Genomic DNA, 26,381 nt, shown 5'->3' with positions numbered 1-26,381 from the left:
ATTCTGGTCAGACCTCTTTCATGCCCCTTTTTTATTATTAACCGATAAATTGACAAAAGTCCAAAAACCTCATTTTTGGAGCCTGGTAAAACCCCATTTAAGACTCTATTTTTCTTAAAATGGTGCTTTAAACACCTTTAAATTCCGTTTTTGACCATTTTGGCAGCTCCTCAAGAATGTCTTTCGGGGATTGAACCAGTTTGGCCCCTTGCTGAAGTAGTTGGTGGCAGCCTCTATAGAGTGGGTTGTGTATTGACCCAGGAATCGCAAAAATCTCGCGGCCAAGTTCACAGCCCAACCTAGCTGTAATGAGCGAGCCAGAGCGCTCGGCCGCCTCTATCACAAGTATTCCCAGGGACAAGGCTGCAATGATGCGGTTTCTGCGAGGGAAGTGCCATGCTTTTGGCCCTGATCCTGGGACTAGTTCAGACACCAAGAGGCCTACCCCACCAATGGCCTGGGCTAACCCAAGATGTTCTCTTGGATACACGATATCAAGCCCTGTTCCACATACTGCTATGGTTGGATGATCCTGATTTGACCCAAGGGCACCTAAATGGGCGGCCCCATCAATGCCTCGGGCCAGCCCAGAAATAATGAGATAACCCTCGGCTGACAGGGCTTGCGCAAAATAGTGGGCGTTCTTGACCCCTTCTGGGCTGGCAATTCTTGAGCCCACGATGGCAATCGTCGGAATATTTAGTAGGCGAATATCACCATATATATAGAGTGAGCTGGGTGGATCGTATAAATCTAGCAGACGAGCTGGATAGTCAGGGGAATTTCGTTGAATTTGGACGATGTTTGAGTTTTTAGATATGCGCATAAGGCAATTTTCAGCATAGGGCTGTAAAGAACTATCGGGACAGTCTGATTACTCTGTTGGATAATTCCCATATGGCTTTATTAACCGTCCTTTGTTATCCAGATCCACGCCTACATAAGGTTGCCAAACCGGTAGCGCAGGTAGATGTGCGCATTAAAAAAATTGTGGCCGATATGGCCCAGACTATGTATGACGCGCCAGGCGTTGGTTTAGCTGCAACGCAGGTAGACATTCATGAGCGAATTGTTGTTATTGATGTTTCAGATAATCAAGACGAGTTAATGGTATTCATTAATCCTGAGCTAATTTGGGCAAGCCCTGAAAAAAAATCATGGCGCGAAGGTTGTCTTTCCGTGCCTGAATATTATGACGAAGTAGACCGCCCAGCAGTCATACGAGTAAAGGCGCTCGATATCAACGGTAAAGAATTTGAAATAGAGGCAGACGGCTTACTATCAGTTTGTTTGCAGCACGAGATGGATCACTTGCAAGGCAAGGTGTTTGTTGAGTACCTATCTATGTTGAAGCGTAATCGTATTTCTCTCAAAATGAAAAAGCGCGCAAAAGAATTAGTAGGCGAGCGCTAAGCGCCCAATGAGAATTGTCTTTGCTGGTACCCCAGAGTTTGCTGCGCAAGCAATGCGCGCAATAGATGAGGCTGGTCATCAAATTGTTTTAGTACTGACACAGCCAGATCGTCGTGCAGGTCGAGGCATGCATCTTCAAGCGAGCCCTGTAAAAGCATTTGCACAAGAGAAAGATATTCCGGTTCTGCAACCTGAAACGCTCAAGCAGAACCATACAGACTTGCAGAAAAAAATAGCAGCGCAAGAGGCCTTTCAATATCTATCTGATATTGAATTTGATGTAATGGTAGTCGTTGCTTATGGATTAATTCTTCCCCAGGCTATTCTTGATCTTGCTTCTCAGAGCGGGAGGCATGGTTGCTTAAATATTCACGCCTCTGTGCTGCCAAGGTGGCGCGGTGCAGCGCCGATACAGCGTGCCATAGAAAGGGGTGACCCTGCAACAGGTGTATGCATCATGCAAATGGATGCGGGTCTCGATACCGGCGACACCATTCTAGTGGGTGAGTTAAAAATTACATCTCAAGAAACTAGCGCATCACTTCACGACCATTTGGCGGCCATAGGGGCTAAGTTGATCGTCAAGACCCTCAATGATTTAGATAAAGGTATTGCCATCTCAAGAACTCCACAAGCTATAGAGGGAGTTACTTATGCAGAAAAAATATTAAAGAGCGAAGCAGAAATTGATTGGCATTTAAGCGCGATAGAAATCGATCGACGTATTCGAGCATTTAACCCATTTCCTGGGTCCACCAGTAGTTTGGATGGCGAGCATTTGAAGTTTTGGAACTCTTGTTTACCTAGCAAGGAGCAAATACATCAAGATGCCATCCCGGGACGGGTTTTAGGCTTTAGTGGAGATGGCGTGTATGTTCAGTGTGGAGATGGCGTGATTGAAATCTTAGAAATGCAAAAGCCTGGCGGAAAAAAGATTGGCGCCAGCGCTTGTTTACAGAGCTACCGCACGCAGGAAAAAATAATGCAGTTCAAGAAAGAGTGATTTGACCGATCAAAAAACACCACGCAGTCTTCCGCTGTCAGAGGCAATTACCATTTCTGCACAAGCAATTGGTGAAGTGATGGTAGGCCGATCGCTCACTGAAGTATTGGATCAGTTAGATGCCCATGAGCGACCCATTGTTCAAAGCCTCACGTTTGATGCCTTGCGTAAGTGGGTGAGATCACATGAATTCATTCAACAATTTATTCCAAAGACGCCCCCACCAGAAGTAGAGTACTTATTAAGTGTTGCGATTGCTTTGTTTTTGCAGGGCAGATCCGATGTTAAGGGTTATGCAGTACATACAATCGTTGACCAGGCTGTAAAAGCTTGTAGTGAATATGAGCCTACAACGTATGCCAAGGGTCTCGTAAATGCAGTGCTTCGTAAGGTGAGCCTTGCGGTCCAGGCTGAGAATGAAAAGCCTTACCCACCAGATCCTATCCCCATGTTTTTCCCGCCCTGGTGGCGAGCTAGCTTAAAGAGAAATTACTCCAAGGCTTGGCAAGCTATGTTGATTCAGCAGGCTCAACGGGCGCCCTTAATTTTGCGGGTGAATGTTAAACAACATACGCGCAAGGAATATCAAGAGCTATTACACCAAGCTGGCATTGCAGCTGAACCAATTGATAGTGTTGCTGGGGTCATATTAGATTCCGCTTTGTTATTACAAGAGGCGGTGCCAGTCTCAGACTTACCAGGTTTTTATAGTGGTGCAGTTTCTGTTCAAGATGCGGGGGCACAAATTGCAGCTATATTGCTGGATCCAAAACCGGGTGAGCGCATTTTGGATGCCTGCGCTGCACCTGGCGGAAAAACAGCGCACCTACTAGAGTTGGCGCAGTGCGAGATGATTGCTTTGGAGTTGGATGGTGAGCGCCTTGGAAAAATTGGCGGCAATTTAGACCGTTTACGCCTGCAGTCTGATGCTGTTCGCATAGTGCGCGGGGATGCCTCAAAGACTGCATGGTGGGATGGCAAGTTATTTGACAAAATTCTTTTGGATGCGCCTTGCTCTGCATCGGGCATTGTGGCAAGGCACCCCGACATACCTTTTTTGCGGCGTGAGGCTGATATTAAGGCCTTGCAAACTAGGCAGCGCGCCATTTTGGAGCAAGCCTGGAAGATCCTAAAGATCGGCGGCACACTTTTGTATGTAACTTGCTCTATGTTCCCAGAGGAGGGTGAGGAGCAGGCAACGTGGTTTGCTGCAGAGCATACTGATGCATTACGATTAAGCGCACCTGGGCAAATTTTGCCCGCTGAGCTAAATGACGGTTTTTACTATGCTTTGTTTAAGAAAATGGGCCATGAACCAAGGCGTTAAACAATTCACCCTTTGTGTTTTGATGTCCTTGAGCCTATTTTCAGTTGGTGCAAGTGCGGAGGGAATTAAGCTCAAAACTGCTGATCTGGAGCAGGTGGATAATGATTGGTTTCTGAATGCAACATTTAAGATTGAGTTAACACCGGGTTTAGAAGATGCGGTTCAAAAAGGGGTTGTTTTATATTTTCAAACTGAGTTTGACTTAACGCGTTCGCGTTGGTATTGGTTTGATGAAAAGCCTGTACTTGCTCAGAGATCAACCCGCCTTTCTTATCAGCCAATGACTCAGCAATACCGTATAGCTTCTGAGGGTTTTACCTTTTCTGCAAAAACACTATTTGAGGCTTTGCAGACCGTGGGTAGTGTTGGGGGTTGGCGGGTTATTGATAGCAACCAAATTGACGCAAGCAAGTCGTACACTGCAGCACTCAGAATGACTCTAGATTTAAGCAAGCTACCCAAGCCATTTCAGGTAAATGCTCTTAACAATCGTGACTGGAATGTCACCAGTGATTGGGTGCGCTTTCCTTTCTTACAAAACGGCCCCAACCTCATTAAGCGATGAAGATATCTTTAAACTTCATTGGGCCAAATGCGTTTGAGAAAGACGCTTGGAAAAGACGAGCCCTTCCAATAGCCATGGTAGTAACTGGCGCCTTTGCGCTATTGCTGTTAGCGCTGCTATCGGTTGCAACATCCAATACTGAGTTTTTTGATAACTATTTTATTTGGCTTTATGCGGCCAATGTCATTGTTGGTATTTGTTTAACTTTAGTCATTCTGACTTTAGTGATCGTGATTGCCATTCGTTGGCGCAAGGGCCGATTTGGTACGCGCTTAGTTGCCAAGCTAGCCATGATTTTTGCTTTGGTTGGCGTCGTTCCGGGATTAATTTTATATGGCGTTTCTTTGCAGTTCGTATCTCGCAGCATTGAGACTTGGTTTGACGTTCAGGTAGAGTCCGCGCTAGACGCTGGACTTGAGCTGGGGCGCGTTACCCTGCGCGTTGCGCAAGAAGAGATTTTGGCGGAGGGCAATTACATTGCTGAGCAAATTGTTCAGGTCCCTTCGGGCGCGACCTCTGAACAGGTTGGCACCATGGTAATGAAGATCCGTAACCAATTTGGCATTCAAGAGGTGAGTCTGTTTAGTATCCAGCGCAACCTAATCTTAACTAGCGAATCTAGGCCCAAAAAATATCTACCCGCACCTACTCCCGATGTCATCACTGAGGCATTTAAAAAGAAGGGCATCACCTCTGTTGAGCAAATAGAGGTGGATGGGGGGCAGAGTGCTTATCGGGTTAGAGCGATTGTGCCGATTGTGCGAAAAAAACAGATCTCGGGAAAATCGGGCGCTAGCTCAGAGGTGGAGGATAAATATTTTTTGCAACTAGTGCGCTTTATTCCTGGCCCATTGGCCAAGAATATCGTTGCGGTTGAGTCTGCCTACAGCGACTACCAGGAGAAATCCTTGGGTCGAACCGGCCTAAGAAAAATGTTTGTTGGTACGCTCACACTCACGTTATTTTTTGCATTATTTGTGGCGGTTACTTTAGCTTTGATTTTGGGTCGTCAGTTGGCTAGGCCTTTGTTGATGCTATTAAAGGGCACTCAGGCCGTTGCTCAGGGTGACTTATCCCCAAAGCCAGAGTTAGATACTGGCGATGAGTTGGGAATGTTGACGCGTCAATTTAATGTGATGACTCGCCAGCTTGCTGATACAAGAACCTCCCTCCAAGAATCTAAAGCATTCCTTGAAACAGTCTTGGGCAATTTAACTGCTGGTGTTTGTATCTTTGATAAAAATTTCAACATGGTCTCTAGTAATTCTGGTGCTGACCGTATCTTTAGCCAAGACTTAACTAAAATGGATGGACGTCCTTTAAGCGATAGCCCAAGCCTCATTGAGTTTGATAAGGCCATCAAAGAGGGCTTTGCTACGCTGAAGTTGTCTGTTGGAGAAGATGATAGCCAGCCCTCAGTAGCTAAAAATAAATTAGCGCCAGTCTGGCAAAAACAGATTCAGCTTCACAGCACAAACGAGTTTGAGAATGAGCCCGGTGTTACTTTATTTATTCGTGGAACCGAGCTAACCGCCGATTTACGTATGGTGGTTTTTGATGACATTACCGATGTAGTTAGTGCACAGCGCTCCATTGCTTGGAGTGAGGTAGCGAGGCGCTTGGCGCATGAGATTAAGAATCCGCTAACCCCCATACAGCTCTCTGCAGAGAGATTACAGCACAAGTTAGCCGGCAAACTGAGTCCCGAGCAAGAGGAGATGATGAATCGCAGCACAGAAACCATCATCGGCCAAGTTCAGGCCATGAAAGAGATGGTGAATGATTTTAGGGATTTCGCAAAGACACCAAGCCCGCAACTAAAATCGGTCTCTATTAATACTTTGACACAAGAGATCCTCGGACTATACGAAGGAAGCCCTATAAAAACCCGGTTGGATTCTCGTTGCCCAAATATTATGGGGGACTCTACGCAACTCAGACAGATTATTCATAATCTTTTGCAAAATGCGCAAGATGCTACTCTTGAGGGCACCCATCAATCTGAGCCAGTTGAGATAAAAACAGAATTAGTGCCTTACGGAGAATCACATGGTGTGCCACAAAATGCGGTACGTTTAACAATAAGTGATAGTGGTTCAGGTTTTCCAGCTAAGATATTGGCAAGAGCCTTTGAGCCCTATGTAACAACGAAAAGTAAAGGCACTGGATTGGGATTGGCGGTGGTGAAGAAAATAGTAGACGATCACGGCGCCAAAATCGAAATCCGGAATCGTATGCAGGCGGATGAGGTGATCGGTGCGCAAGTATCAATTTTGTTTATGAATCTGGCAAAAGAGGCAGCATAAGAATGGCAAGTATTTTGGTGGTCGATGATGAGATGGGAATTCGTGAGCTTCTCAATGAGATTCTGACGGATGAGGGTCATACCGTGTATGCGGCTGAGAGTGCTATGCAGGCGCGTACAATTCGCGAACAAATGCGCCCAGACCTAGTCTTGCTAGATATTTGGATGCCCGATGTTGACGGCATTAGTTTATTAAAAGAGTGGTCTAAAACAGGGCAACTCACCATGCCCGTGGTGATGATGTCAGGGCATGCCACGATTGATACGGCCGTTGAAGCCACCCGCATAGGCGCACTCAATTTCTTGGAAAAGCCGATTGCACTTCAAAAGTTACTCAAGACGGTTACCAAGGCCTTAGAAAGTTCGCCTAAGCATGTTGAGCTCGCTGAAGAAAAATTGTCGGCGGCGCCTTCTTCAAGTCCAAGCCTGAAAGCGGTAGTCAGCGAGTCGGCCTCGCAAGTTCAGAGTGGGGAGTACATCAGCGGGATTGCAAAAACCTATTTTGATTTGCCGCTTCGTGAGGCTAGAGACTTATTCGAAAAGGCCTACTTTGAGCATCAAATGATCATCATGGGTGGTAGCATGACCAAAATTTCTGAGTACACGGGCTTAGAGCGGACTCACCTCTATCGCAAGCTTAAAGCTTTAGGAATCGATACTTCACGCAATAAAGCCGAGCAATAAGACGCCTTGCTATTAGTCCTTGTTATTGATTCTGAGGTTTTTAATAAGGCATACAGCATCAACGTTGCGAAGGATAATAGCGCCCATATCATTCTGGAATCATTCCCGTGGAAATAAAGGTCAATTTTCTCGATAAGCTACGCCTTGAAGCCAAGTTTGACGACTTCACGGTGATTGCTGATCAGCCTATCCGCTATAAGGGTGACGGTTCAGCCCCGGGGCCTTTTGATTACTTCTTAGCTTCGTCAGCCTTATGTGCCGCTTATTTTGTGAAGTTATATTGTGATACGCGCAATATCTCAACAGAGCATATTCGCCTTTCTCAAAATAATATTGTCGATCCAGAAAACCGTTACCAACAAATTTTTAAAATTCAAGTAGAGCTTCCGGAAGACATTTCTGCCACCGATCGCCAGGGTATTTTGCGCTCCATTGAGCGTTGCACGGTGAAGAAAGTGGTACAAGAAGGCCCAGAGTTTGTTATTGAAGAGGTTAAAAACTTAGATGCGGATGCTCAAACTTTATTGGCTTTAAGGCCAGATTCAAATTTGAGCACTTACATTGCCGGCAAAGATTTACCGCTAGAACAAACTATTGCCAATATGTCTGGTGTGTTGGCTAATCTAGGAATTAAGATCGAAATCGCTTCGTGGCGCAATTTAATCCCAAATGTATGGTCTTTGCATATTCGCGATGCACACTCACCAATGTGCTTTACCAATGGCAAGGGATCTACGAAAGAAAGCGCACTTGCTTCAGCCTTGGGTGAGTATATCGAGCGACTGAGCAACAACCATTTCTATGCGGGCGCATTCTGGGGTGAAGAGATCGCTAACGCTTCCTTTGTTCATTACCCTGCTGAGCGCTGGTTTAAGCCAGGCCCTAAAAATGCCCTGCCTAAAGAAATACTGGATAAGTACTGTCTCAATATTTTTAATGCTGATGGCGAGTTGCGCGGGTCACATTTAATTGACACTAATTCTGGTAATGGCGAGCGCGGCATTTGTTCATTGCCTTATATGCGCCAGTCCGATGGTGAGACGGTGTATTTTCCTTCTAACCTGATTGAAAATCTCTATGTCAGCAATGGTATGAGCGCTGGCAATACGCTGGCTGAAGCTCAGGTGCAATGTTTATCTGAGATATTTGAGCGAGCAGTGAAGCGTGAAATTCTTGAACGTGAAATTGCTTTGCCAGATATTCCGCAGGAAGTGCTTGCAAAGTACCCTAGCATCTTGGCAGGCATTCAGAGTCTTGAGGAACAGGGCTTCCCAGTATTGGTAAAGGACGCATCACTGGGTGGTGTATATCCAGTTATGTGCGTTACTCTAATGAACCCAAGAACAGGTGGCGTGTTTGCTTCATTCGGTGCTCATCCAAGTTTAGAGGTGGCATTGGAGCGGAGTTTGACTGAGCTACTTCAGGGGCGTAGCTTGGAGGGCCTCAATGATTTGCCTCCGCCTACCTTTATAAGTGAAGCGGTCACTGAGCCAAATAACTTTGTTGAACACTTTATTGATTCAAGTGGCATCGTCTCTTGGCGCTTCTTTAGTGCAAGATCAGACTACGATTTTGTTGAGTGGGATTTTTCCGGCAAAAGTGAAAACTCGAATGAAGAAGAGGCGGCCACCTTGTTCGGCATTCTTCAGTCTATTGGCAAAGAAGCTTACGTTGCGGTCTATGACCAGCTAGGAGCAATCGCATGTCGAATCTTAGTGCCTGGCTATTCTGAGGTTTATCCAATTGAAGACCTTGTTTGGGATAACATCAATAAAGCGTTGTTGTTTCGCGCCGATATTTTGAATATATCCAATTTGGATGATGCCGGCTTATGCGCACTGCTTGAGCGCTTAGAAAATAATGAGCTAGATGAGTACGGTGATATCGCCACACTGATCGGTATCGAGTTTGATGAAAATACGCCCTGGGGTCAGCTAACAGTGTTGGAGTTAAAGCTACTCATTCATCTTGCTTTGAAGCAGCATGAAGAGGCCCATGAGCTGGTCGGCTCTTTCCTTCAATATAACGACAATACAGTCGAGCGTAAATTGTTTTATCAGGCATTGAATGCAGTGTTAGAGACGGTACTAGATGACAACTTAGAGCTTGATGACTACCTAGTTAACTTTCGTAGAATGTTTGGTAGCGAGAGAATGGATGCTGTAGTGGGGTCCGTAGATGGAACTATTCGCTTCTATGGTTTAACCCCCACAAGCATGAAACTCGAGGGTCTCGATAGGCATCACCGCTTGATTGATAGCTATAGAAAAATACATGCTGCTAGAGAAAAAAATGGTAATTGTGACTAATTAGGATTAGGCATTGACAACACCTCTAAAACCAATTGATCAAGAGTCTATTGCGCCTTGTGAGCTTTCAGGGCCAGGATGCGCTGATGATTTTCAGAATGCACCTAAAAGTGACACTAGCACCACTAGAAGAAGAGCTCCGAGTAAGCGTGAAATGATGGAAGAATTAAGTCGTGCAAGATTCCCATGGGAGGAGTGAGCCCATTATTCAGTGCTCAAGCACTTATTACGTAGTGGGGCTGACAAAGAAAAAATGCGGGTTCTGATTTTCACTCTAATAATTTCCTGATGACCCAAGATATAAAAGAAATTGTCATTATTGGGGATGGCTTTGCTGCCGCAGTTGCGTTCATTCATCTCTTGCGCAGGGGAATACATTGTTCAAAGATTCTATTAATTGGTCCTGGATTATTGGGTAAAGGGAATGCATATAACTGTATTAGTCCTTTTTTTCGCCTCAATGTTCGCGAGGATCTTCCATCTGTTTTTTCTGAGGACCCATTGCATTTTGCAAGGTGGGCTAAGGTGCATATAGATGACTCTGAAGCACAAACGGAAGCGGGCTACTTTTATCGGCGCCAGGATTTCGGTCGCTATATTTCCGAGCTTGTAAGCAAAGAACTTGGCTCAGATCAGATCGATCAGATTTATGCAAAAGTAAGCAATCTATATAAGGCTAACGAGTATTGGTGCCTTGAGATAGACAAGCTCAAGACGATTGTTGCGCAGCGGGTGATTATTGCAACCGGTAATCCGCCACCCATTTGGCCCTGCGCCGTTCAAAATATTCAGACTGCTATGAGCCCTTCGCAGCTTATTGAGAGCCCTTGGGTGGGTAAGGACCTGGGCAATATTCATGCTCATGAAGAAATTATTTTGCTTGGCGGAGGCTTAACTGCATTGGATGCAATTAATGCGCTTGTTGGTCAAGGGCATCAAGGCGTGATTAAAGTGATAGGCCCAAGAGCAGTCTTCCCGCCAATGCAAGCGGGCTGGAAGAGAGAGGGCCAACCCGATTGGCCAAAAAACTTAACTCCGGCTAAGTTAGTTCGCTTTATTCGTAACTACCTTCCTTCCGCACCAACGGATAGCGTGGTATGGCAAAGTGCATGGGAAGAGCTTAGACCAAATATAAATATGATTTGGCAGCAATTTTCTTATTTCCAGCGTCGAATTCTTTTTAAGCGGCTCGGCTGGCTTTGGTCTTTATATCGCTTTAGGGCATCACCCCAAACAATTAAGGCCTATAGAAAGCTGGAGGCTAATAAACAGATTCAATTTGTATTGGGGCGCGCCAAACGAATTGAGGTTGCACAAACAGTAACAGTAGTTTTGGGCGATGGATCTAAGGTGTCGGGAGATCGGATATTCAATTGCACTGGGGTTGGGCGCGATTCTTTACTTAGTAAGTTAATTGCAGATCAAATTGCAAGACCGGACGCCCTTGGAAAATCGATTGCGGTAGCTAGCGACTATAGAGTTTCCAAATTATCGGGTGGGGAATGGGATGATTTATGGATGATTGGGCCTGCAACTATGGGCAGCCTAGGTGACGTGATAGCTGCAAGCTCAATTGCCAAACAGGCCGAGCAGTTATCGATTCAAATAACACTTAAGTAATGGACAGATATCATGCAGAGTAACTCCAGTTCCTTGCCTTATCCTCATTCACCCGCCTTAGGGGGCGCCCCCATAGGATTTCCCTGCTGGTCAAGCAGGATGAGCTCAGTTTGAACGTTTTCCGAGCTAAAACACAGTTTCATTTATAATTCCATCTCTTGGCCTGGTAGCTCAGTCGGTAGAGCAGAGGATTGAAAATCCTTGTGTCGGTGGTTCGATTCCGCCCCGGGCCACCAAGAATCTAAATAGCCCACTTGTTGGGCTATTTTTATTAGAGGCCCTCAATGGTGGTTAGACCTAGCGCCTAGCGTGTTTATTCAAATCCCATAGATTTAATCCGTCAATCAGGATACTCTCACTCTGACTCTAGACTGGGGCGTCAGGTTCATGACGTGTCCTTTTAAAGGACACGTCAATTATTCATCCCTGCGTCAGTCAAGCGTTCATTTAAGCGACGCTAAGGGTATGTACTCGGAATGTCGTTTAAAACGACAAAACAAGCCCGCCAAGGAGTATTCTGAATAAGTATAAATTTTGGATGGAATCCTTTGTATTTTTCAGTAAAAGGAAAATTTATTGTTTCACTGCTATTTTCCTTGAGTTGGATGGGGTTTTCTTTTTGGTATTCCCAGCCTTGGTTTTCAGATCTAAGCAATGAAGTAGGAACAGTTCCTGCCTATTTCATCATTACCTTTATTGCCATCATTCCAGGCTTTATGAATGCCTTTGTGGCGATGGCGCTACTACTCGATCGTCGCCCTAAAGTCATTGTTGATCAACACTACCCACCAGTCACAATATTAATCGCCGCCTATAACGAAGAGAATTCAATAGCCTCAACCCTGTCAGGAATTTTTCTACAGGACTACCCAGCAGATATTCGCATCATTGTGATTAATGATGGCTCGAGCGATAAGACGGTTGATTCTGTTAGGGCTTTACAGTCGGCCCATTCAAATCTAGAGCTCATTGATTTAGGGCGTAACGGCGGTAAGGCATCAGCTCTAAACCATGGCTTAGCAAAATGTACGACTGACATCATTATTTCAATTGATGCTGATAGCTATATATTGAAAGACGGGGTACGCCATTTAGTGGGACGATATCTCTCTGATCCAATCAATACCAAAGCAGTTGCTGGTGAAATTCTCATTCGAAATTCACGAGAGAACTGGATCACCAAGGCGCAGGAGTGGGATTACTTTTTAGGAATTGCCACCATTAAGCGCATTCAGTCTTTATTTCAAGGCACTTTGGTGGCACAAGGCGCATTCTCTCTGTATGACCGCAAGACAGTAGTGGAGCTGGGTGGGTGGCCAGAGATGGTCGGTGAAGATATCGTGCTGACTTGGAGAATTTTGGCGGCAGGTCATAGAGTTGGTCATGCCGAAGATGCCTTGGCATTTACCGACTGCCCTGACACATTAAAAAAATTTGTTAATCAAAGAAGACGTTGGTCTCGCGGCTTAGTTGAGGCATTTAAAGATAATCCGATGATCCTGTTTAAACCCCGGTACTCCACTTTTTATATTTGGTGGAATACGATGTTTCCATTGATGGACATTGCCTTTACCTTTGGATTCATACCAGGACTGATCCTAGCTTGCTTTGGTATATTTTGGATAGCAGGCCCCATGACGCTATCACTATTGCCAATGGCTTTTTTGCTCAATTGGCAAATGTATTTAAAAGGCAAGGCGATGTTCAATGCTGAGCATTTAACAGTTCGGGCAAATATCTTGGGATTCTTGTCCTATGTATTTGCTTACGGATTTATTCTCCAGCCTGCCTGTGTGTATGGATATTTTTCTGAGCTATTTAATCTTCGCAAATCATGGGGCACTAAATGAGAAGAGTAGTTCAGGCCTATCTGTTTTTCGGCATATTGTTATTCACTTTTCATGCCAATGGAGCAGAAGAGGAGCAAACAAAACAGGCGATTTCAGTGCCGAATGTCTATTTTGGCTCTGATAGCGAAGGATTCTCCACCTACAAATACAAAGCAGGATATCTACCTTTGTATGAACATGGTGAAAAATATACAGGCATTACTTATCAGCACAATTACTTTACGCAGGGTGGCTGGAACTCTACAGGCGAGCAATATACGCTGATGACTAAAGCCATTAATCCGCGAACAGCTCTGGGTTACAACCTCAATATTGGCTACAACACTCAAAATGGTCATCAATTAGTGACCACGGACAGTAATTATGGATTTCGAGTAACGGACTCTACAAAGGCTGAAGTCATAGTAAATCGAGATAGGGTGGAGACACAAAATTCTTTAAATAATGGAATCTATTACACCCTTGGCGGTATCAGCATTGAGCAACAGCTTATGAAGCGCTTAACTGCGATAGTGATGGGCGCAAATATGTATTTCTCGGATACCAATACCCGGCCAATAGTGAGAGCAAAACTCATTTATGACCTGGTGCCAGACTATGGGTTAACGGCACAACTGCGTTATCGCCAATATAGAGACACCAATACCAATGTTGCCAATAATTACTTTAATCCATCAACCTATAACGAGACGATGATTGCGTTTGGCGCAAGAAAAAGAATTGCGGGATGGGTGCTCAGCGGCACAGCAGGTGTTGGGCGGCAAACGGTGAATCAGGATCCAAGCACTACTACACAGCTCTATGAGTTCGCGGCTACTAGCCCAGTAGCATCAAATGATTATTATTTTAAGACTCGAGCAGGATATGGAAAATCGGCTGGTTTTTTAGGCCCTAATTACTTTTATCGCTACATTATGGAAGAGCTCATCATTCCGTTTTAACATCATGCCATTTTTAAAGGTGGGGTAGAGGCACTCCAAAAGGAAACACGATTGCGCCCTTCATTCTTTGCTTGATACATTGCTAAGTCAGCCTTACTTATGAGTTCATTGAGTGCGATGCTACGCGACATTCGAGGATTGTCGTCGGGATTAAAAATGGCAATTCCAATGCTAATGGTGATTCTTATTGGCGTTAGAGCACTCGTTTCATTTGTTGTATTAGCAATGTGTTCACGCAAACGCTCAGCAATTTGAGCGGCTCCATCGGCTCCTGTTTCTGGCAATAGAATCAGAAATTCTTCTCCACTTATTCGACCAACTGTATCGATGGAGCGAATTGCTTCTTGAGAGTGCCGAACTAGGTTTAATAGGACTTCATCGCCAACATGATGCCCATATTGATCATTTACATTTTTAAAGTGGTCAATGTCCATCTCTAATAAAGCAAAAGTATGCTTATTTCTCCGTGATCGATCAATTTCTTCCGAGATTCGATAGAGTATTTCGGTACGACTTAAACTATTAGTGAGGGGGTCGTGCTGAGCAAGAGTCTCGAGCATCAGTTGATTGTTGTCAGCCTTGAGAAGCAATTTTCTTAGACCAAGAACGCCGAGTAATAAGAATCCTGAAATTGGTAGCGATAGTATCGCGTCCAATAAGTCGAAGCGGCCAGATTCAAAGACGTGGAATATCGGACCAATCCTTCGGCCGATCATTAAACTAAGGCCGATAGCTAAAAATAACCAGCCCCAGCGATATATGGTTGCTGAATGTCGAAATAATGAAAGGCTAATAAGCGAGGCAAAGACCTGGCAGAGTAGTGATAAGCAGTAAAGGCCAATTGCTATATACAAAGCGTGCCTTAAATTTCATGATTAGATTAGATAGATTACAACTAAAAATTTAAAGAAAGTCTATAGATGTAAGAAATAATGGGTATACACTCAAATAAAGGGTGAGAGTCTTCAAAGAACTCACAAAAAATCATATGGCAGATGAATTAAGCAAAGAGCAGTTAGCTAAACAATCAGAGCTACGCTACAGGCGATTATTTGAGACAGCTCAAGATGGCATCTTGATCCTTGATTTTCAAACAGGAGTCATTCAAGACGCCAATCCATTCATCACTAATTTACTTGGGTTTACAAGAGAAGAGCTCATCGGTAAAGAGCTTTGGGAAATTGGCGCGATGGTAGATAAAGCCGCGGCTTTAACAGCCTTTACTGTGCTTAAAGACAAAGGCTACATACGATACGAAGACCTTCCATTAAAAAGAAAAGATGAGAAGATTGTTAATGTAGAGTTTGTCAGCAATGCTTATGGTGTTAACGGTGATCGCGTTATTCAATGTAATATTCGCGACATTTCAGATAGAAAAAAACTAGAAAAAGAATTGCTTGAGTATCAACACTCCGTCAATATTTCTATGAATGAAATGGTCGATACTCTTGCCAACGTCATTGTTGCTCGAGACCCCTATACTGGAGGACATCAAAAGCGTGTAGCAAATCTAGCTGTAGCAATTGCTGCCGAAATGAATTTACCTTTACATACTATTGAAGGTATTCGAATGGCCGCTTTAGTTCACGACATTGGCAAAATTACAATTCCCGCAGAAATTCTAACGAAGCCTATTGCCTTAAGCAACTTCGAAGTTGCCATGTTAAGAAACCATGTTCAAGCCGGTTACGACATGCTCAAACATATTCACTTTCCTTGGAATATTGCTCAAGCAGTTCTTCAGCATCATGAGCGTTTGGATGGCAGTGGCTACCCCAACGCAATTAAAGGCGATATAGTCTGTGAAGAGGCCCGAATTCTAGGTGTGGCTGATACTGTAGAGGCAATGTCATCAGATCGCCCTTACCGAAAAGGTAAGGGTATAGATGCCGCATTAGAAGAGATCGCTATGGGCAGTGACAAGCTATTTGATGCTGACGTCGTAAATGCTTGCTTAAAAGTATTTAAAGTTGATGGATATACATTTCCACCGCTAATTTAAAGACTCTTCCAGAGATGTCGTTTTAAACGACATTTCAATACGCTATGGCTATTTACTGGAAGGGTATGGCAACACAATCTGTACACACAGAAAAATTGCCCCTCGCAAGATTCTGATTTCATTGCTAAATTTGACCGGCACAAGGACGCACAATTTTTAGACAAGTCAAGACTGGTGACCCAAGCCCTTGAAATCAAAGCGAAAGCGGTCTATCGGAGGATATTTGAAAATCCTTGTGTCGGTGGTTCGATTCCGCCCCGGGCCACCAAGAAACACTAAAACCACCTTCGGGTGGTTTTTTATTTATGGGTAATGGTGTTTTAGGCAAGATTCGTTAATTTCTCTTAAGATACGCCCATGAACTTTCCACTCAGCCACATCGCCTCTCTTTGTAAATATACGGGAATTAGCTTTACTGCTGGCGCCATTACCCATGGATTTTTCAGTGAAGAACGAGCATTCTTGACTGCCGTATTCGGAGTCGTGATTTATCTCGTTGGGGGCACATTAGAAAAAATTGCCAACCCTGATAAAGATCACAGCTGGACCGATGTTCTGGCCATTGGTATTGTTGCCTCAATCGGTTTGGGTTTCTTTACTGGAGGGCTCCAGCATTTCCCAGACTCCCCCGGTAGAAGCTCATGGGTCGTGCCTGTCGGATTTGCCATGTCTTTGTTGGCCATGTATCTAATGGAAGGCAAGGGCAAAATAAAAGTTAAGGCAGTACTGATTTATGGGGGCATTAGCCTAGCCCTTGTTATTGCCGCATCTTTATATTCCCTTTCCTACTTTAATGAGCATGGTGGGGACGGCCATGGCCACAGTCATGGACATGGAACACCAGCACCAGTGATTACCCAAGCAATGAAAGAAGTTCGTATTGAGGTTGATGACACGATGCGTTTTTCCCCAGCAATATGGGAAGCACAAGCGGGTGAGCCCATTCGCATTATTTTGGTTAATAAGGGCAAGTTAGACCATGAGCTGGTAATTGGAACTGAAAAAGAAATCATTACTCACGCTAAAGAGATGGCAAGTCCTGGAGCTAAGGGGCATCATCATACGAATGAAATCGCTGCAAAACCAGGACAACAATCGGAATTGGTTTGGACTTTTAAAAAGCCCGGGCAATATGCCATGGCATGCTTTGAGCCCGGGCACTATGAAGCTGGAATGAAGGGCGTCATCAATGTAGTGGCAAAAAAGCACTAGGCGGATTGATATCCTCGGCCCTGGTCAATTCCGCCCCGGGCCACCAAGAAACACCTAAACCACCTGCGGGTGGTTTTTTCATTTATGTGGCGAAAGTGTAATGTCGTTTAAAACAACAGACATAAAATAGAGTTAAAGTAGTTACTCAACAAACAAAGGGGTAAACATGAATCGAATTAAAACAGTATTAATGGGCTTAGTCGCAGCAGTTACTCTTGCCGCTTGTGCGTCAATGACTGGAGTGGCATTGGCACCATTTACAAAAGCTAACGACGGTGTATTGGCCGGCAATAACAATATGACCTTATATATCTTTACCAAGGATGTGGCCGGTTCAGGTAAGTCGGTATGTAATGGAATGTGCGCAACGAACTGGCCACCATTATTGGTTGATGGTAGCCCTGCAGTATCTGGCGGCTATTCTATCGTTACTCGCGATGATGGCAAAAAGCAGTTAGCCTTTAATGGCATGCCTTTGTATTTTTATGCCAAGGACACAAAACCAGGGGACAAGATAGGTGATGGCCGCTCAGAAGGTGCGTGGCAGATTATCAAGATGTAACAGTTATTCAGGATTAGTGCCCTGAGGCCCTGGTCGATTCCGCCCCGGGCCACCAAGAACCTCAATAGCCCACTTTTTGGGCTATTTTCTTTTGGGGCTTGGCAGGGTTAATCGCCATTAGTCTTGGATATCCCCATCATGAACTGTCCTTTAAAAGGACAAATCAATTAGACATCCTTGTGTCAGTCATGTCGTTTAAAACGACATTACAAATATATGCGTATATACGTATGTATAGAAACCCTACTTTCTTTGATTAAGTTTTTCCGAGCTCCATATGTCTAGTTGCCGTTGAGCCTCAGCAGTGATGCCATCAATAGAGTCTTGGGGTAATTGCTTTAGGCATTCAGCCAACGCTTCGGGGCTGAGCTTTTCAGCAGGCTTGTTCTTCTTGATTTCTTGGGATGATTTGCCATCCCAGGCAAATGGATTGCTAAACGCTGGTGTATCGGGGAGACAATCATCTCTATAGACTGGCGCATCATTTGTAGCAAATGGCGTAAATGAAATTGTTCTTTCGAAGATGAGTGATTTGCCTGTTGGCGTGGGTGGCAAAGCAGGCATAGACTTCATTGCCTTTCTAGCTAATTGCTCCGCCTTATCGGAAGTTTTCCAAAGCGTTTCTACTTTAGTGACGGTACCATTTGGAGCAATTTCAATACTGAATCTGACTTGCCCTTGATCTGGTCCCTCAACAGCAGTCCCCATCATGCTTCTCACTTGTTGACCAAAAGAGTGACGATAGCCTTTGCTATTTTTTAAAGTATATTTGGATGCGAAAGCCCACTCTTCTGCTGTTGGGGCTGATGGTGCCCCTAATGATGCTGGTTGTTTATCACTATTTAGACTGGTATTTAAGTCGCTATTATTTTTGGCAATAGGCTCTTCAAGCTGAACCTCAATAATGTCTGGATTTTTAACTTTGGGTTTTAAGTAGGTGAAACCTTCATATGATGTCCACAGCAGAAATAGACCTAGGTGGAGGACAACGGATAGAGAGAGCGCAAAAAGGAGCCCGAGTAGATTTTTTCTCATCAATCTAGGAGCTTAGCCGATATTACCCAGTATAGGATAAGGCAACCTCGGCCCTGGTTCGATTCCGCCCCGGGCCACCAAGAAATACCAAAACCACCTTCGGGTGGTTTTTTCATTTAGTCCTCAGGTTCTATGGGGCCAATACAAAAGTCTTAGAAAATAACTAAGATGTTTATATGAGCAATTTCTTGGATCCAGCAATTCTATTCTTTGTTTTTGGTGCCTTTGCTGGCGCGGTGAAATCTAATCTAGAAATTCCTCAGCCCATAGCTAGATTTTTATCTTTATATCTGTTGATGGCTTTGGGGTTGAAGGGAGGCTTTGCGCTTCATAAATCAGGATTTACTCTTGAAATTGGTTTGGCGCTTGGATTGGCAGTATTTCTCGCAATCATTATTCCTTTCATTGGATATTTGGTTTTAAGAACCAAGCTGAATAACTACGATGCCGCCGCCGTTGCCGCAACTTATGGCTCTGTTAGCGCCGTTACTTTCATCACCGCAACACAAGCGCTTGACCAATATGGTATTGCTTTTGGGGGTCATATGGCGGCCGCGATGGCTTTGATGGAGTCCCCAGCAATTATTCTGGCAATCTTATTGGCGAATAAAGCAAGAGCATCAGCTACCAATTCAAAGCAGTCCACAGGAATATCAAAGATTCTTCATGAATCATTTACTGATGGCGCACAGCTTCTTTTGTTGGGCTCGATGTTAGTTGGCCTGGTAAGCGGTGATGATGGACAAAAAATAATGGCCCCATTTTCTATTGATTTGTTCAAGGGTATGCTTGCCTTTTTCCTGCTGGATATGGGCTTAATGGCTGCTAAGAACTTTGAGGGATTAAAAGGTAAACCCCCAATTACTTTGTTTTACGCAATTGGAGCCCCATTAGTTCACGCCTCTATCGCATTGGGGCTGTGTAAGTTGCTAGGCCTACCTCTAGGTGATACTGTTTTATTGATGGTGCTTGCTGCCAGCGCTTCTTACATTGCTGTGCCGGCCGTATTAAGGCACGCACTTCCCGAAGTAAATCCTGCCCTATATATGGGGATGTCATTAGGCATTACTTTCCCTTTCAACATCATCTTGGGAATTCCTCTTTATACCTATGTAGCTGGACTTACTTACTAGGTCGGATGCGCATCCTCGGCCCTGGTTCGATTCCGCCCCGGGCCACCAAGAAACACGATAGCCCACTTGTTGGGCTATTTTCTTTTCAGGGCCTCACAGGCTTAGGCGCAATAAGTCTCGGACATCCCCATCATGAACTGTCCTTTAAAAGGACAGTTTTGTTTGAAGGGATTGTTCATCCATGTGCCAGTCGGTGTCGTTTAAAACGACAACGTAGATGATGCTAATATTTAGAGCCAATGGAGACGCCCTCGATGAAAATAATCATTTGTCTGATATCACTTTTTATGCCGGCTTTTGTCTATGGACAGTTGCTAGAGGTTCCACAGACTGGTGAGACACCTACAAAAACATTTCTAATTGAGACTGCCAAGCCAAAAGCAGTTGTTCTTCTATTCATTGGTGGCGATGGGGTATTAGATTTAAAGTCTGACGGGTCAACCACCAAGCAAAATCCGCTAAATCGTTCGGCAGGATTATGGCAGCAGTATGGAATTAATTCAGTATTGGTGGATTCGCCCTATGATTTGGGTGACGCAAGGCGCGGGAATGTACGCGGCAAATCTGAACACCTAGCACGAGTTGAAAGTGTCGTTAAATATTACAGAAATAAATTCAATGTACCCGTCTGGATTTTTGGACACAGCATGGGAACGGTAACAGCAGTTCAATTTGCCAATCAGAATGAGAAGTCTGGAGCAGTAGCTGGGATCATCATTGCCGGGACACATATTGGGGAAACTTTAGGCAATAACTTTAGTAAGCCGGTAATGGCAATCCACCATAAAAAAGAAGCGTGTGCCGCTACACCAATAAGCGCATCAGAATCAATTATTAAGGGGCGAAGTAAAGAAACTAAATCAGAATTAGTCATGATTGATGGGGGAGAAGACGTAGGCTTGCCATGTATGGGATTGGCATACCATGGGTTCAATAAGGTAGAAGATCAAATGGTAAGTGCTGCCGCTAAATTTATTTTGGCAAATTAGACGAGCGGATAAGCCATCCTCAGCCCTGGTCGATTCCGCCCCGGGCCACCAAGAAACACCAAAACCATCTTCGGGTGGTTTTTTCATTTGGGCTGTCAGGAATTTAATTGTAAAAAAGTATAGAATATTTGGAAATTAAGGATTTATAGACAGTAAGCCAAACGTGAACAAGTTTTCTATTCTTTGCATTGTGGTGTTTTTGATTTCTTGTGCGAGTCAACCTCCGCCACTAGACTCAGCGCCTATGAGCGTTAGCATTACAGGCGATAAGTACTGGACCTTAGATTTTTTCTATTTTCATAAGGGCAAGCAAACCCATACAAAAGCATTTGAGTTTGTGAATAGAAGAGATTGTTTTGAAACAATGTATCAAATGCAGGTAGACGCAAAAAAGCTCGCAAATCAAAGTGGTTCGGGAATATGTAGTAAAAGATTCTTAGAGGGTCAAAAAAGAACTCAGGACGATGTTCTGGGTTATAGATAGACTCATACTCTTAAGGGATTCATATCCTCGGCCCTGGTCGATTCCGCCCCGAGCCACCAAGAATCACCAAAACCACCTTCGGGTGGTTTTTTATTTGATAGCGTCTAGAATGGCAAATGTTATATTTCATATTGAGGCTCTTTAGCTCTCTTCCATTAGCAGCCATTCAAATAATTGGAGCTGGTATAGGTGTATTGGTTTACTTGTTTTCTCCTAGGTACCGACGACGCCTATATAAAAATTATCAGAGCGCGGCTCATTATTCTGGATTCCAATTAACCCCGTGGAGGGTCGCTGCTGAATCGGGAATGATGTTTGCGGATACATTGTGGATTTGGAGGCATCCAAAATCCTCCATTAATAAAGTAACCATAGAAAACTGGAATGAAGTTATTGAGCTATCCAAAAATGGAAAAGGCTTAATTGTTCTTGCTCCACATTTGGGGGGATTTGAAATAGTGCCCCGTATTTTTGCTGAGCATACAAGAGCAACAGTAATGTATAGGCCGGCCCGAAAAAGATGGGTGAATGAGCTTATGCTTAGATCACGCAAACATTCTGAGATTGAGTTTGTTGAAGCAAATATTGGCGGGGTTCGTCAAATTAAGAGGGCTTTATTAAAAGGCGAGGTAGTGGGTCTATTAGCAGATCAGGTGCCAAGCGTTGGCGATGGGGTATGGGCTAAATTTTTTAATCAATATGCGTATACAACATCATTTCCAGTTAAGTTGGCTCGCCAAGCGAACGTGGCAATTCTTTTTGTAGGAGCAGAAAGGCTGGGATTGGGAAAGGGCTGGCTAATTAAGAGCCGATTGATGGCAGAAGCGTTTCCAGATTGTCTAGTTGATGCCTGTACAGAAATGAATCACTATTTTGAAGAGATGATACTTTCAAGACCACATCAATATATGTGGTCTTACAACCGCTACAAAAGACCAGCTGGAGCAGAGATGGCTCCCATAGAGTAAGACCTCCTTATGTCAGTGGTTCGATCCCGCCCTGGCCACCAAGAAACACCAAAACCACCTTCGGGCGGTTTTCTCATTTGCAGATCTGCTATAAATTGATTAACTATCAATGGAGCCGATATGACGCAATCTTCACGCCGTAATTTTTTAAAAACTTCCGCTGTTGGTGCTGTAGCCATTACTGGTGCTTCTGGAATCATGGCTGATGCAGCTAAAGCGCAGTCAACGCACCCAAAGTCAAATATTCAAATTAAGGCTAATGAAATATCTAATAAATTATTTGCCGATGATGGTCTGGCAATTCCTATTGCTACTAAGCCTACAGTTTCAAAACTAGCAAAAGGACTTGACCGAACCATGGTACTCGGCGGCGGCGGAGAATATTACATTGCCTGGTATTGCGGATTCTTTCATGGCCTTATTGAGGCCGGGTTAGACATGGCCCAACTTCCTGAAATGGTGGTGGGCACCTCTGCTGGATCTTATATGGGCTCATCACTACTCTCGGGCGAATTTACTCGCCTACGAACTGAGTTTGATTTCTTTGGGAAGTTCCCCGAGATTTTTGCCAAGATTGCGCCTTTAAATAAGCCCAATACAAGTCAGATGAGAGCCGACCAAATTAATATGAGTGCATCCGATGGAAGCATAGAGACGCGCAAAATAATCGGCCATGCAGCTTTAGCATCTAACAATAAATTAAATGGCAATCACGTTGAAAGACTAGTTGCATTATTAACAGGTGATAGTAAAAAAGATTGGTCTACAAGTCGGATGTACACAACAGGTATTGATTGCTATACAGGTGAGCGCATTGTTGTAGGGCAACAAGTTGCTAGAAAAAATAGCATTCCCTTGGCGCATGGTGCAGCAGCAAGCAGCTCCTTGCCAGGGGTAGCAGGACCAACATTATTGGGCCAACGTTACGTTATGGATGGGGGAATTTGCTCAAATCCAGCCCATGTGGATTTGGTGGCTGGCTCAAAAAGAGCTCTGGTCATTACCTTGACCGATGGGGTGACGGGAGCAATTCTCACAACCATTCCACATCCCGTTGCTCAAAATATTGAAGACATTAAGGCGACCGGTACAAAAGTAAAGTGGATAGTTGCTGGCACCCCCAAGGGTGTTGACTTGCTTGACCCAAAACAAATTGCTGGTGCATTGCGTACCGGCTACGATCGATCAAAAATTGAGGCACCAAAAATAAAAGAATTCTGGGCATAGAATTAGGATCTTTGGTTTTGGTTGATTCCGCCCCGAGTCACCAGGGAGCACTAAAACCACCTTCGGGTGGTTTTTTCATTTGGGCTGGCGAGTGAGACTCCGTTAATTAGGTTGGCACCCTTATTAAGAAATTTCGTGTAAAGCAAAAGACATAAATTAGAGTTAAAGTACAAAATCAACTAACAAAGGGGTAAACATGAATCGAATTAAAAGTCTATTAATAGCCTTAGTGGCTACAGCTACTCTTGCCGCTTGTGCTTCAATGACTGGTGTGGCATTAGCACCATTTACAAAAGCTAACGATGGCGTATTGGCCGGTAATAATAATATGACTCTATATACTTACAGCAAGGATGCGTCAGGCTCAGGTAAGTCGGCTTGTAATGGTATGTGCGCAACGAACTGGCCGCCTCTATTGATTGAAGGAAGCCCTGCAGTTTCTAGCGGCTATTCAGTTATTACCCGTGATGATGGCAAAAAGCAGTTAGCCTTCAATGGTATGCCATTGTATTTCTATGCTAAAGATGCCAAGCCTGGCGATAAGATTGGCGATGGTCGCTCAGAAGGCGCATGGCAGATCATCAAAATGTAATTAATAAGGATTTGACATCTTGGTTCCTTTAGTCGATTCCGCACTGGGCCACTAAGAGATAAGAAAACCACCTTCGGGTGGTTTTCTTATCTGTGAGTTTAAGAAATATTTTTTTAAACGACAATAGAGATTCATAATAAAAAATATGGCAAAAATTATGTACAAGCTAATTGCCTTTGACGCCTATGGAACATTATTCGACGTTTACTCCATGAGTGAGTTGGCTGAAGAATTATTTCCAGGACATGGCCAGGCACTTTCTTTGATGTGGCGCGATCGTCAAATTGAATACACCCGCTTAGTGACGATGAGCGACCCCAACCCAAATGGGAGCAAGCACTATCTCCCATTTTGGGAATTAACCATTCGTTCATTGCGCTATGTTTGCAAGCGGATGAATTTGAATCTCACATCAGAATATGAAAAGCAACTAATGAATCAATATGCCAAGCTAACTGGTTTTGAAGATAGTTTGAGCGTTCTTAAGAGCATTAAAGAAAAAGCTATTTCTACGGCTATATTGTCTAACGGCAGCAAAGACATGCTCGCCACTGTAGTGGACAGTAACGGCCTGAAGCCCTATTTAGATAAAGTAGTGACAGTAGAAGACATTCATTTATTTAAAACTGCTCCGCAAGCCTATGAGCTTCTTTTAAAAGCATTTCCAATTAAAAAAGAAGAGGTTCTTTTTGTATCGAGTAATGCTTGGGATGCGCTAGCTGCCAAGTGGTTCGGTTTTGATGTATTTTGGGTCAATCGCCTAGGTCACCCCTTTGAAGAAATTGGTGAGAAACCAAATTATGAAGGTAGCTCCTTAACCAAAGTCTTGGAAGTAATTTAATCTTCGGATGCCGAGCCACAATCTTTCGCAATGGCATTCGTAAGCGGATCACTTTAATACTGCTAAATTACCAGCATGAAGCAGCTCCTTTACTTTTTTCTGATTGCATCGTTCGGCATTGCTTTGGCGCAAGAGTCATCCAGTGCATATGACTTAAAAGTAGCGGTCACGAGAGCCGGCGATCGCTTTCAGGTAAATGCAAGCTATGAGGTTCCGATCACTATATGTGAAGCTTTTGTTTTTATTACTGACTATGAGGGCGCTAAAAATCTACCCGGAGTAGTCGACTCAAAAGTGCTTTCTAGATCTGGCAACAAGGTGAAGGTCGCTCGTTCGCTTGAGGAAAGAATTCTATTCATTCCATTTGAGATGCGTTCTGAGTTGGAGTATGTAGAGATCCCTAACAGAGCATTACTTTTTGAGCAATTAAGTGGAGATACAAAGTATTACAAGGGAAGTTGGCGGTTATTTTCTGAAAAGGATTTCACTGCCTTTAAGTACGACGCCCAAATTGAACCAAATTCTTTAGTGCCATCAGTAGTGATTGAATTCTTCATTAAAAATATATTACGTCGACAGTTTGAGTCAATGGCCGAGGCCGCATTACTTAAGAGGTCAGTGCCGCCAAAGACTTGTAGATAGACCCTGACTTAGTAGGCTAAGATTACATTTATGACAAATCTCAATGAATTACCTGGCGACTTACCTATCCCTCAAGATGATGGAGCCGCCGATCACTTAGTGGGCATGCGCTTGCCAGCCATTTCACTAGAAACAACGACCCATAGCCAATTTAATCTTGGTCAGACTAAGGGGCGTACCGTGATTTACTGTTACCCAATGACAGGTCAGCCCAACGTTCCATTGCCAGATGGATGGGACCAAATTCCGGGAGCAAGGGGATGTACCCCACAAAGCTGCTCATTTAGGGATCACTATCAAGAGCTTCGGTCACTTGGTGCCGATGTTGTAGGGCTGAGTGTGCAATCTACTGAATATCAGCAAGAAATGGCAGATCGTTTGCATTTGCCATTCCCCGTGCTAAGTGATGCAGATTATCTATTTCAGCAAGCTTTGCGCTTGCCCACCTTTGTTGCTGCTGGAATGACCTTATTAAAGCGCATCACCCTGATCGCAAATGATGGTGTGATCGAGGCTGTTCACTACCCCATTTTTCCAAGCGACAGCGATCCGGCTTGGGTGATTGACTATTTAAAAAATAGAGCTGCTTAATTATTTTTGGGGTGAATGTATTTTGCCCGCTAGGCGCAGATGCGACCTGAGAACGCAGATTCTTATGGTCAATTGAGGTCATAGAG

General features: G+C 44.2%; 26 protein-coding genes and 1 tRNA gene. 24 read left to right on the top strand and 3 right to left on the bottom strand.

Annotated elements, in window-relative coordinates:
- Window positions 1-127: 127 nt before the first annotated feature.
- Window positions 128-826, bottom strand: a complete 699-nt coding sequence (dprA, locus tag CL55_RS10360) for a DNA-processing protein DprA (RefSeq protein ID WP_046331013.1) — start codon at window positions 824-826, stop codon at window positions 128-130.
- A 71-nt stretch (window positions 827-897) separates the two neighbouring features.
- Between dprA and def the strand changes: the two genes are divergently transcribed.
- The 12 genes from def to CL55_RS10305 all read left to right on the top strand — a co-directional run bounded on the left by def (window position 898) and on the right by CL55_RS10305 (window position 14,017).
- Window positions 898-1,413 (top strand): peptide deformylase, encoded by a 516-nt coding sequence (def, locus tag CL55_RS10355; protein WP_046331012.1) that lies wholly within the window; start codon window positions 898-900, stop codon window positions 1,411-1,413.
- A gap of 7 nt (window positions 1,414-1,420) precedes the next feature.
- Entirely contained in the window at window positions 1,421-2,416 is a 996-nt protein-coding gene (gene fmt / locus CL55_RS10350) for a methionyl-tRNA formyltransferase (RefSeq protein ID WP_046331011.1), read from the top strand.
- Window position 2,417: 1 nt separating this feature from the next.
- Window positions 2,418-3,743, top strand: coding sequence for a 16S rRNA (cytosine(967)-C(5))-methyltransferase RsmB (gene rsmB / locus CL55_RS10345; RefSeq protein WP_046331010.1), 1,326 nt, complete (start codon window positions 2,418-2,420; stop codon window positions 3,741-3,743).
- On the top strand, window positions 3,727-4,308 hold the full coding sequence (locus CL55_RS10340; RefSeq protein ID WP_046331009.1) for a DUF4390 domain-containing protein: 582 nt from the start codon (window positions 3,727-3,729) through the stop codon (window positions 4,306-4,308). The genes rsmB and CL55_RS10340 overlap by 17 nt, the downstream gene beginning before the upstream one ends.
- Complete coding sequence (locus tag CL55_RS10335) at window positions 4,305-6,614, top strand: sensor histidine kinase (protein WP_046331008.1); 2,310 nt, start codon at window positions 4,305-4,307, stop codon at window positions 6,612-6,614. The genes CL55_RS10340 and CL55_RS10335 overlap by 4 nt, the downstream gene beginning before the upstream one ends.
- Window positions 6,615-6,616: 2 nt before the next feature.
- Window positions 6,617-7,297 carry a response regulator gene (locus CL55_RS10330; RefSeq protein ID WP_046331007.1) on the top strand — a complete coding sequence of 227 codons (681 nt, stop codon included), beginning with the start codon at window positions 6,617-6,619 and terminating at the stop codon, window positions 7,295-7,297.
- 107 nt (window positions 7,298-7,404) lie between these two features.
- Window positions 7,405-9,606: an OsmC domain/YcaO domain-containing protein gene (locus CL55_RS10325; protein WP_046331006.1), complete on the top strand. Its 2,202-nt coding sequence runs from the start codon at window positions 7,405-7,407 to the stop codon at window positions 9,604-9,606.
- 13 nt (window positions 9,607-9,619) lie between these two features.
- A complete protein-coding gene (locus CL55_RS10685; protein ID WP_156156302.1) occupies window positions 9,620-9,805 on the top strand; it encodes a hypothetical protein in 186 nt (61 codons plus the stop codon).
- Between the two features lie 89 nt (window positions 9,806-9,894).
- Window positions 9,895-11,226, top strand: a complete 1,332-nt coding sequence (locus tag CL55_RS10320) for an FAD/NAD(P)-binding protein (RefSeq protein ID WP_046331005.1) — start codon at window positions 9,895-9,897, stop codon at window positions 11,224-11,226.
- Window positions 11,227-11,386: 160 nt separating this feature from the next.
- Window positions 11,387-11,462, top strand: a tRNA-Phe gene (locus tag CL55_RS10315).
- Between the two features lie 369 nt (window positions 11,463-11,831).
- A complete protein-coding gene (locus CL55_RS10310) occupies window positions 11,832-13,076 on the top strand; it encodes a glycosyltransferase family 2 protein (RefSeq protein WP_082091938.1) in 1,245 nt (414 codons plus the stop codon).
- On the top strand, window positions 13,073-14,017 hold the full coding sequence (locus CL55_RS10305; protein WP_052728830.1) for a hypothetical protein: 945 nt from the start codon (window positions 13,073-13,075) through the stop codon (window positions 14,015-14,017). Before CL55_RS10310 ends, CL55_RS10305 begins: the two co-directional genes overlap by 4 nt.
- Window positions 14,018-14,019: 2 nt before the next feature.
- On the opposite strand, the gene CL55_RS10300 is transcribed toward CL55_RS10305, so the two are convergent.
- Window positions 14,020-14,733, bottom strand: coding sequence for a GGDEF domain-containing protein (locus tag CL55_RS10300; protein WP_052728829.1), 714 nt, complete (start codon window positions 14,731-14,733; stop codon window positions 14,020-14,022).
- 272 nt (window positions 14,734-15,005) lie between these two features.
- On the opposite strand from CL55_RS10300, the gene CL55_RS10295 reads away from it, so the two are divergent.
- The 3 genes from CL55_RS10295 (at window position 15,006) to CL55_RS10285 (ending at window position 17,793) form a co-directional block, all read left to right on the top strand.
- On the top strand, window positions 15,006-16,019 hold the full coding sequence (locus CL55_RS10295) for an HD domain-containing phosphohydrolase (protein ID WP_052728828.1): 1,014 nt from the start codon (window positions 15,006-15,008) through the stop codon (window positions 16,017-16,019).
- A gap of 357 nt (window positions 16,020-16,376) precedes the next feature.
- A complete protein-coding gene (locus CL55_RS10575) occupies window positions 16,377-17,231 on the top strand; it encodes a cupredoxin domain-containing protein (protein ID WP_052728827.1) in 855 nt (284 codons plus the stop codon).
- Between the two features lie 166 nt (window positions 17,232-17,397).
- Window positions 17,398-17,793 carry a COG4315 family predicted lipoprotein gene (locus CL55_RS10285; RefSeq protein WP_052728826.1) on the top strand — a complete coding sequence of 132 codons (396 nt, stop codon included), beginning with the start codon at window positions 17,398-17,400 and terminating at the stop codon, window positions 17,791-17,793.
- Between the two features lie 243 nt (window positions 17,794-18,036).
- On the opposite strand, the gene CL55_RS10280 is transcribed toward CL55_RS10285, so the two are convergent.
- Window positions 18,037-18,828, bottom strand: coding sequence for an energy transducer TonB family protein (locus tag CL55_RS10280; RefSeq protein ID WP_046331003.1), 792 nt, complete (start codon window positions 18,826-18,828; stop codon window positions 18,037-18,039).
- 176 nt (window positions 18,829-19,004) lie between these two features.
- Between CL55_RS10280 and CL55_RS10275 the strand changes: the two genes are divergently transcribed.
- The 9 genes from CL55_RS10275 to CL55_RS10235 all read left to right on the top strand — a co-directional run bounded on the left by CL55_RS10275 (window position 19,005) and on the right by CL55_RS10235 (window position 26,295).
- The gene (locus tag CL55_RS10275; RefSeq protein ID WP_046331002.1) at window positions 19,005-19,961 is read left to right on the top strand and encodes a sodium-dependent bicarbonate transport family permease; all 957 of its coding nucleotides are present in this window, start codon (window positions 19,005-19,007) and stop codon (window positions 19,959-19,961) included.
- Window positions 19,962-20,215: 254 nt separating this feature from the next.
- On the top strand, window positions 20,216-20,950 hold the full coding sequence (locus tag CL55_RS10270) for a serine aminopeptidase domain-containing protein (protein WP_046331001.1): 735 nt from the start codon (window positions 20,216-20,218) through the stop codon (window positions 20,948-20,950).
- Window positions 20,951-21,194: 244 nt separating this feature from the next.
- The gene (locus CL55_RS10265; protein ID WP_046331000.1) at window positions 21,195-21,434 is read left to right on the top strand and encodes a hypothetical protein; all 240 of its coding nucleotides are present in this window, start codon (window positions 21,195-21,197) and stop codon (window positions 21,432-21,434) included.
- 116 nt (window positions 21,435-21,550) lie between these two features.
- The gene (locus CL55_RS10260; RefSeq protein ID WP_046330999.1) at window positions 21,551-22,402 is read left to right on the top strand and encodes an LpxL/LpxP family acyltransferase; all 852 of its coding nucleotides are present in this window, start codon (window positions 21,551-21,553) and stop codon (window positions 22,400-22,402) included.
- Between the two features lie 120 nt (window positions 22,403-22,522).
- Window positions 22,523-23,629 carry a patatin-like phospholipase family protein gene (locus CL55_RS10255; RefSeq protein WP_046330998.1) on the top strand — a complete coding sequence of 369 codons (1,107 nt, stop codon included), beginning with the start codon at window positions 22,523-22,525 and terminating at the stop codon, window positions 23,627-23,629.
- A 196-nt stretch (window positions 23,630-23,825) separates the two neighbouring features.
- Window positions 23,826-24,221 carry a COG4315 family predicted lipoprotein gene (locus CL55_RS10250; RefSeq protein ID WP_052728825.1) on the top strand — a complete coding sequence of 132 codons (396 nt, stop codon included), beginning with the start codon at window positions 23,826-23,828 and terminating at the stop codon, window positions 24,219-24,221.
- 157 nt (window positions 24,222-24,378) lie between these two features.
- Window positions 24,379-25,062, top strand: a complete 684-nt coding sequence (locus tag CL55_RS10245) for a haloacid dehalogenase type II (protein ID WP_052728858.1) — start codon at window positions 24,379-24,381, stop codon at window positions 25,060-25,062.
- Window positions 25,063-25,137: 75 nt separating this feature from the next.
- Window positions 25,138-25,704, top strand: a complete 567-nt coding sequence (locus CL55_RS10240; protein WP_046330996.1) for an SRPBCC family protein — start codon at window positions 25,138-25,140, stop codon at window positions 25,702-25,704.
- Between the two features lie 30 nt (window positions 25,705-25,734).
- Window positions 25,735-26,295 carry a peroxiredoxin gene (locus tag CL55_RS10235; RefSeq protein WP_046330995.1) on the top strand — a complete coding sequence of 187 codons (561 nt, stop codon included), beginning with the start codon at window positions 25,735-25,737 and terminating at the stop codon, window positions 26,293-26,295.
- The last annotated feature ends 86 nt before the right edge of the window (window positions 26,296-26,381 follow it).

Origin of the sequence: Polynucleobacter duraquae (assembly GCF_000973625.1) — a bacterium.
Classification (GTDB): domain Bacteria; phylum Pseudomonadota; class Gammaproteobacteria; order Burkholderiales; family Burkholderiaceae; genus Polynucleobacter; species Polynucleobacter duraquae.
The sequence above is the reverse complement of the archived record's forward strand: the minus strand, read 5'-3'. Positions and strand labels throughout refer to the sequence as shown.

What these genes read in the sequence shown, in the direction of transcription:
- dprA (WP_046331013.1), bottom strand. Translation starts at nt 826, where the DNA reads ATGCGCATATCTAAAAACTCAAACATCGTCCAAATTCAACGAAATTCC.
- def (WP_046331012.1), top strand. Translation starts at nt 898, where the DNA reads ATGGCTTTATTAACCGTCCTTTGTTATCCAGATCCACGCCTACATAAG.
- fmt (WP_046331011.1), top strand. Translation starts at nt 1,421, where the DNA reads ATGAGAATTGTCTTTGCTGGTACCCCAGAGTTTGCTGCGCAAGCAATG.
- CL55_RS10340 (WP_046331009.1), top strand. Translation starts at nt 3,727, where the DNA reads ATGAACCAAGGCGTTAAACAATTCACCCTTTGTGTTTTGATGTCCTTG.
- CL55_RS10335 (WP_046331008.1), top strand. Translation starts at nt 4,305, where the DNA reads ATGAAGATATCTTTAAACTTCATTGGGCCAAATGCGTTTGAGAAAGAC.
- CL55_RS10330 (WP_046331007.1), top strand. Translation starts at nt 6,617, where the DNA reads ATGGCAAGTATTTTGGTGGTCGATGATGAGATGGGAATTCGTGAGCTT.
- CL55_RS10320 (WP_046331005.1), top strand. Translation starts at nt 9,895, where the DNA reads ATGACCCAAGATATAAAAGAAATTGTCATTATTGGGGATGGCTTTGCT.
- CL55_RS10310 (WP_082091938.1), top strand. Translation starts at nt 11,832, where the DNA reads ATGGGGTTTTCTTTTTGGTATTCCCAGCCTTGGTTTTCAGATCTAAGC.
- CL55_RS10305 (WP_052728830.1), top strand. Translation starts at nt 13,073, where the DNA reads ATGAGAAGAGTAGTTCAGGCCTATCTGTTTTTCGGCATATTGTTATTC.
- CL55_RS10300 (WP_052728829.1), bottom strand. Translation starts at nt 14,733, where the DNA reads ATGATCGGCCGAAGGATTGGTCCGATATTCCACGTCTTTGAATCTGGC.
- CL55_RS10295 (WP_052728828.1), top strand. Translation starts at nt 15,006, where the DNA reads ATGGCAGATGAATTAAGCAAAGAGCAGTTAGCTAAACAATCAGAGCTA.
- CL55_RS10575 (WP_052728827.1), top strand. Translation starts at nt 16,377, where the DNA reads ATGAACTTTCCACTCAGCCACATCGCCTCTCTTTGTAAATATACGGGA.
- CL55_RS10285 (WP_052728826.1), top strand. Translation starts at nt 17,398, where the DNA reads ATGAATCGAATTAAAACAGTATTAATGGGCTTAGTCGCAGCAGTTACT.
- CL55_RS10280 (WP_046331003.1), bottom strand. Translation starts at nt 18,828, where the DNA reads ATGAGAAAAAATCTACTCGGGCTCCTTTTTGCGCTCTCTCTATCCGTT.
- CL55_RS10275 (WP_046331002.1), top strand. Translation starts at nt 19,005, where the DNA reads ATGAGCAATTTCTTGGATCCAGCAATTCTATTCTTTGTTTTTGGTGCC.
- CL55_RS10270 (WP_046331001.1), top strand. Translation starts at nt 20,216, where the DNA reads ATGAAAATAATCATTTGTCTGATATCACTTTTTATGCCGGCTTTTGTC.
- CL55_RS10265 (WP_046331000.1), top strand. Translation starts at nt 21,195, where the DNA reads ATGAGCGTTAGCATTACAGGCGATAAGTACTGGACCTTAGATTTTTTC.
- CL55_RS10260 (WP_046330999.1), top strand. Translation starts at nt 21,551, where the DNA reads ATGTTATATTTCATATTGAGGCTCTTTAGCTCTCTTCCATTAGCAGCC.
- CL55_RS10255 (WP_046330998.1), top strand. Translation starts at nt 22,523, where the DNA reads ATGACGCAATCTTCACGCCGTAATTTTTTAAAAACTTCCGCTGTTGGT.
- CL55_RS10250 (WP_052728825.1), top strand. Translation starts at nt 23,826, where the DNA reads ATGAATCGAATTAAAAGTCTATTAATAGCCTTAGTGGCTACAGCTACT.
- CL55_RS10245 (WP_052728858.1), top strand. Translation starts at nt 24,379, where the DNA reads ATGTACAAGCTAATTGCCTTTGACGCCTATGGAACATTATTCGACGTT.
- CL55_RS10240 (WP_046330996.1), top strand. Translation starts at nt 25,138, where the DNA reads ATGAAGCAGCTCCTTTACTTTTTTCTGATTGCATCGTTCGGCATTGCT.
- CL55_RS10235 (WP_046330995.1), top strand. Translation starts at nt 25,735, where the DNA reads ATGACAAATCTCAATGAATTACCTGGCGACTTACCTATCCCTCAAGAT.